The organism is Thermosynechococcus sp. Uc, assembly GCF_029335995.1.
Taxonomy (GTDB): domain Bacteria; phylum Cyanobacteriota; class Cyanobacteriia; order Thermosynechococcales; family Thermosynechococcaceae; genus Thermosynechococcus.
Map to the genome: position 1 here is coordinate 1 of NZ_JARJMS020000021.1, position 4,490 is coordinate 4,490.

Sequence of the window (4,490 nt, forward strand, 5' to 3'; positions counted from 1 at the left end):
GCTCCCCTGCCTAAAAATGCGTCCCACAATGGAGTTGCTAAGAGTTAGGCTGGAACTACAGCTGGCGAGTTAATCCTACCCCTGAGGTAGGGAAGTCCGAAAAAGCGTTTTTCTTGCAATCCATACAATATAAGTAGTCAAAAATGTAAAAAGGGGGCAAAGGGTTAGATATGCAACCATCCAATCCAAATCAATTTACGGAAAAAGCATGGGCAGCGATCGCCCGCACGCCAGATCTGGCTAGGCAGGCGCAGCATCAGAATCTAGAGAGTGAGCACCTGATGAAATCGCTGCTAGAGCAAGAGGGCTTGGCCACACAGATTTTCCAAAAGGCGGGCTGTTCAGTGCAGCGAGCGCGAGATTTCACCGATGACTTTATTGGCCGTCAGCCCAAAATCAGTAATCCCAGTGGCGTCTATCTAGGACAGAGCCTTGATAAGCTTCTTGATCGCGCAGAGGAGGCGCGCAAACAGTTTGGCGATGAGTTTATTTCCGTTGAGCACCTAGTGCTGGCTTTTGCCCAAGACGATCGCTTTGGCAAGAAACTCTTTCAGGAGCTTGGCCTCACCGAGAAAGTCTTGCGGGAAACCATTCAGCAAATTCGTGGCTCCCAAAAAGTGACTGATCAAAACCCAGAGGGTAAATATGCGGCACTGGAAAAATATGGCCGTGACTTAACCTTACTGGCTCGCCAAGGGAAACTCGATCCCGTCATTGGCCGCGATGATGAAATTCGCCGTGTGATTCAGATTCTCTCCCGCCGTACCAAAAATAATCCGGTGCTCATTGGTGAACCCGGCGTCGGTAAAACCGCCATTGCTGAGGGCTTGGCACAACGGATTGTAGCGAGGGATGTGCCCGATTCCCTGCGCGATCGCCAGTTGATTGCCTTGGACATGGGCGCCTTGATTGCCGGTGCCAAGTATCGCGGTGAATTTGAGGAGCGCCTCAAAGCCGTTCTCAAGGAAGTGACAGACTCTAACGGCCAAATCATCCTATTCATTGATGAAATCCACACGGTCGTTGGTGCTGGGGCAACCCAAGGCGCCATGGATGCCGGCAACTTGCTCAAACCCATGTTGGCACGGGGGGAACTGCGCTGCATTGGTGCCACAACCCTAGACGAATACCGCAAGTACATTGAAAAGGATGCAGCCTTAGAACGGCGGTTCCAGCAGGTCTATGTGGATCAGCCCAGTGTCGAAGACACCATCTCGATTTTGCGCGGTCTCAAGGAACGCTATGAGATCCATCACGGTGTGAAAATCTCCGATACAGCCTTAGTGGCAGCAGCCACGCTCTCAGCCCGCTACATTAGCGATCGCTTTTTGCCCGACAAAGCGATTGACCTCGTGGACGAAGCAGCGGCCAAACTCAAAATGGAAATTACCTCGAAGCCGGAGGAATTGGATGAGATTGACCGCAAAATCCTCCAGTTGGAGATGGAGCGCCTCTCACTGCAAAAAGAGACCTCGGCAGCTTCGCGCGATCGCCTTGAGAAACTGGAAAAAGAACTAGCAGACCTCAAAGAAGAACAAAGCCGCCTCAATGCCCAGTGGCAAGCGGAAAAAGAAGTGATTGACCGCCTCCAAGCCCTCAAGGAGGAGATTGAAAAAGTCAACATTGAGATTCAGCAGGCGGAGCGCAACTACGACCTCAACCGTGCTGCCGAACTCAAATACGGCAAACTTACAGAACTCCACAAAAAATTGGCGGAAGCCGAAGCCAAACTGCGGGAGATTCAAGTGGGGGGTCGCTCTTTGCTGCGCGATGAAGTGACCGAGGCCGATATTGCTGAAATCATCTCCAAGTGGACAGGTATCCCCGTGAGCAAACTAGTGGAGTCGGAAGCCCAAAAACTCCTGCATCTTGAGGAAGAGTTACACAAACGGGTCGTGGGTCAGGATGAGGCCGTCACCGCAGTCGCTGAAGCCATTCAGCGTTCTCGCGCAGGCCTAGCGGATCCCAATCGCCCCATTGCCAGCTTTATTTTCCTTGGCCCAACGGGTGTCGGTAAAACGGAATTGGCCAAAACCTTGGCGGCCTTTATGTTCGACACCGAAGAGGCGATGGTGCGAATTGATATGTCCGAGTACATGGAAAAACACGCCGTCTCTCGTTTGATTGGGGCGCCCCCCGGTTATGTGGGCTATGAGGAAGGGGGTCAACTCACGGAAGCCATTCGCCGCCGCCCCTATGCCGTGGTTCTCTTTGATGAGATCGAAAAAGCCCATCCCGATGTCTTCAACATTTTTCTCCAGATTCTGGATGATGGCCGCGTCACCGATTCCCAAGGACGCACCGTGGACTTCAAGAACACGATCATCATCATGACCAGCAATATCGGTTCTCAGTACATTCTCGATGTTGCGGGGGATGACAGTCGCTACACAGAAATGTACAACCGCGTCATGGAGGCGATGCGTGCCCACTTCCGACCGGAGTTCCTCAACCGCGTGGATGAATTTATCATCTTCCACAGCTTGCGCAAGGATCAGTTGCGGCAAATTGTTCAATTGCAGGTGCAACGGTTGCAAGAGCGCCTGAGCGATCGCCAGATTACCCTATCTCTCACTGAGAAGGCGATTGACTTTTTGGCGGAAGTGGGCTACGACCCTGTCTATGGTGCCCGCCCCCTAAAACGCGCCATCCAGAAACAATTGGAAACCCCCATTGCCAAAGCAATTCTGCGGGGCGACTTCTTCGATGGCGACACAATTCTGGTGGATGTGAGCGAAAACGAACGCCTCAGCTTCCGGCGTCAAGCCGAACTGGTAACCGTTTAGGTTCAACTGAGACTCAATACAGGAGGGTTGGGGCTTTTCCCTCAGCCCTCTTTTTTTAGCCAATCTTTTGGTTGCCTCGGTCAAACAGCGTAACTTTTGCCAAGAGTCCCGCCACCATCCATCAGTACCGTCATCAGGCCAGCGATGCCCCACTTCTTTGAATCCAGCAGAATCAGGGGGGGTACCGCTGTGGTGGCATCTGTAAACATCAATACGTCATAGCCAGCGGTTTGTTAAAAGGATGCAGGAACCGGGGAAACGCCCACAGGGCTGTGGCGGTATATTGGATTCAGACTGCCGCACCTAACTTGGGTAGTAATGAGGAAACCTATGTTCATAGTCAGTGAGCAACAGCAATGGTAAGTTCTGGTTCTAGACCCCGTCCAGAAGGGTTTGCTGCTCTGATGCAGAACAAGAATTTCCTCAAGTTATGGGGCGGTCAAATCATCTCCCAACTGGCGGACAAAATTTTTTTGGTGCTGCTGATTACACTGGCAGTTTCCTACGATGCCAGCTACGCACTCCCCGGCTCTAAGGCCTCAGCTGTGATGATTGCCAATACGCTACCAGCAGTCTTCTTTGGTTCAACGGCGGGCACATTTGTGGATCGCTACCCCAAGCGAGAGCTAATGAGTATTACCAACATTCTGCGGGGACTACTGGTCTTTGCCCTCATCTTTATTCCAAAGCGGTTTACGCTGTTGCTCCTGATTGCCTTTTCTGAGTCCATCCTCACTCAATTTTTTGCTCCGGCAGAGCAAGCGGCGATTCCTCTGTTGGTCAAGGAGGAAAACCTACTCTCGGCCAATGCGCTCTTTATCACAACAATGATGGGATCACTGGTGGTGGGGTTTGCCATTGGGGAGCCATTGCTGAGTGGTGCTGTAGCCATAGGCGGTGTCTATGCCCGTGAAGTGGTTGTCGGCACGCTGTACGTCATGGCGGGGTTGGTTTTAGCCTCAATTCGCTATCGAGAAGCGGTTCATGAGCGCGATGGCCACCTCAATGTTTGGCATGACTTGCAGGAGGGGTTTCACTATGTACGTAAAAGTCCCCTTTTGGGCAATGCCATGCTCCAACTGACAATCCTCTATTGTGTCTTTGCTGCCTTGACGGTGTTGGCAGTGAGCTTAGCCCAAGAAATTGGCCTGCGCCCCAACCAATTTGGTTTTCTCTTGGCTGCCGCAGGGTTGGGTCTGATTTTAGGAGCAGGTATTCTTGGTCAATGGGGGGAGAAATTACGCCATCGGCCACTGCCCTTGATTGGCTTTTTGGTGATGGCAGCCGTTCTACTGGTCTTTGCCTTTGTGCATCATCTGTGGGTGGGTCTCGGTCTGAGCATTTTGCTGGGCATAGGGGCGTCTTTGATTGGTATTCCTATGCAGACACTGATTCAAGTGCGTACCCCTGCGGCAATGCGGGGCAAAGTTTTCGGCTTTCAAAATAACATTGTCAATATTGCCCTCAGTGTGCCCCTGGCGATCGCAGGGATTCTTTCGGATTTCTTGGGTCTCACGGTTGTGATGGTGGGGATGGGGGGCCTAGTGGCGATCGCCGGCATTTGGGCATGGCGGAATACACGAGTCGTTCTTGAGGATGCGATTTAGGAGACAAACTCTAGTATTGACAATCGTGTACGATAGTGTGTAGGCGAACAGCAAACTTGCCCGTGCTATCAGCGACGTGGGCTTTGCTCGATTCCGC

At 52.1% G+C, this 4,490-nt stretch carries 2 protein-coding genes; both read left to right on the forward strand.

Annotated features, from left to right (window positions below; genetic code table 11):
• The first annotated feature begins 170 nt into the window (after nucleotides 1-170).
• Entirely contained in the window at nucleotides 171-2,786 is a 2,616-nt protein-coding gene (gene clpB / locus P3X23_RS02105; RefSeq protein ID WP_300872688.1) for an ATP-dependent chaperone ClpB, read from the forward strand.
• 356 nt (nucleotides 2,787-3,142) lie between these two features.
• On the forward strand, nucleotides 3,143-4,393 hold the full coding sequence (locus P3X23_RS02110) for an MFS transporter (protein ID WP_300872690.1): 1,251 nt from the start codon (nucleotides 3,143-3,145) through the stop codon (nucleotides 4,391-4,393).
• The last annotated feature ends 97 nt before the right edge of the window (nucleotides 4,394-4,490 follow it).

Bases quoted from the DNA above. Each gene is read 5' to 3' on its own strand.
- clpB (WP_300872688.1), top strand. From the start codon at position 171: ATGCAACCATCCAATCCAAATCAATTTACGGAAAAAGCATGGGCAGCG.
- P3X23_RS02110 (WP_300872690.1), top strand. From the start codon at position 3,143: ATGGTAAGTTCTGGTTCTAGACCCCGTCCAGAAGGGTTTGCTGCTCTG.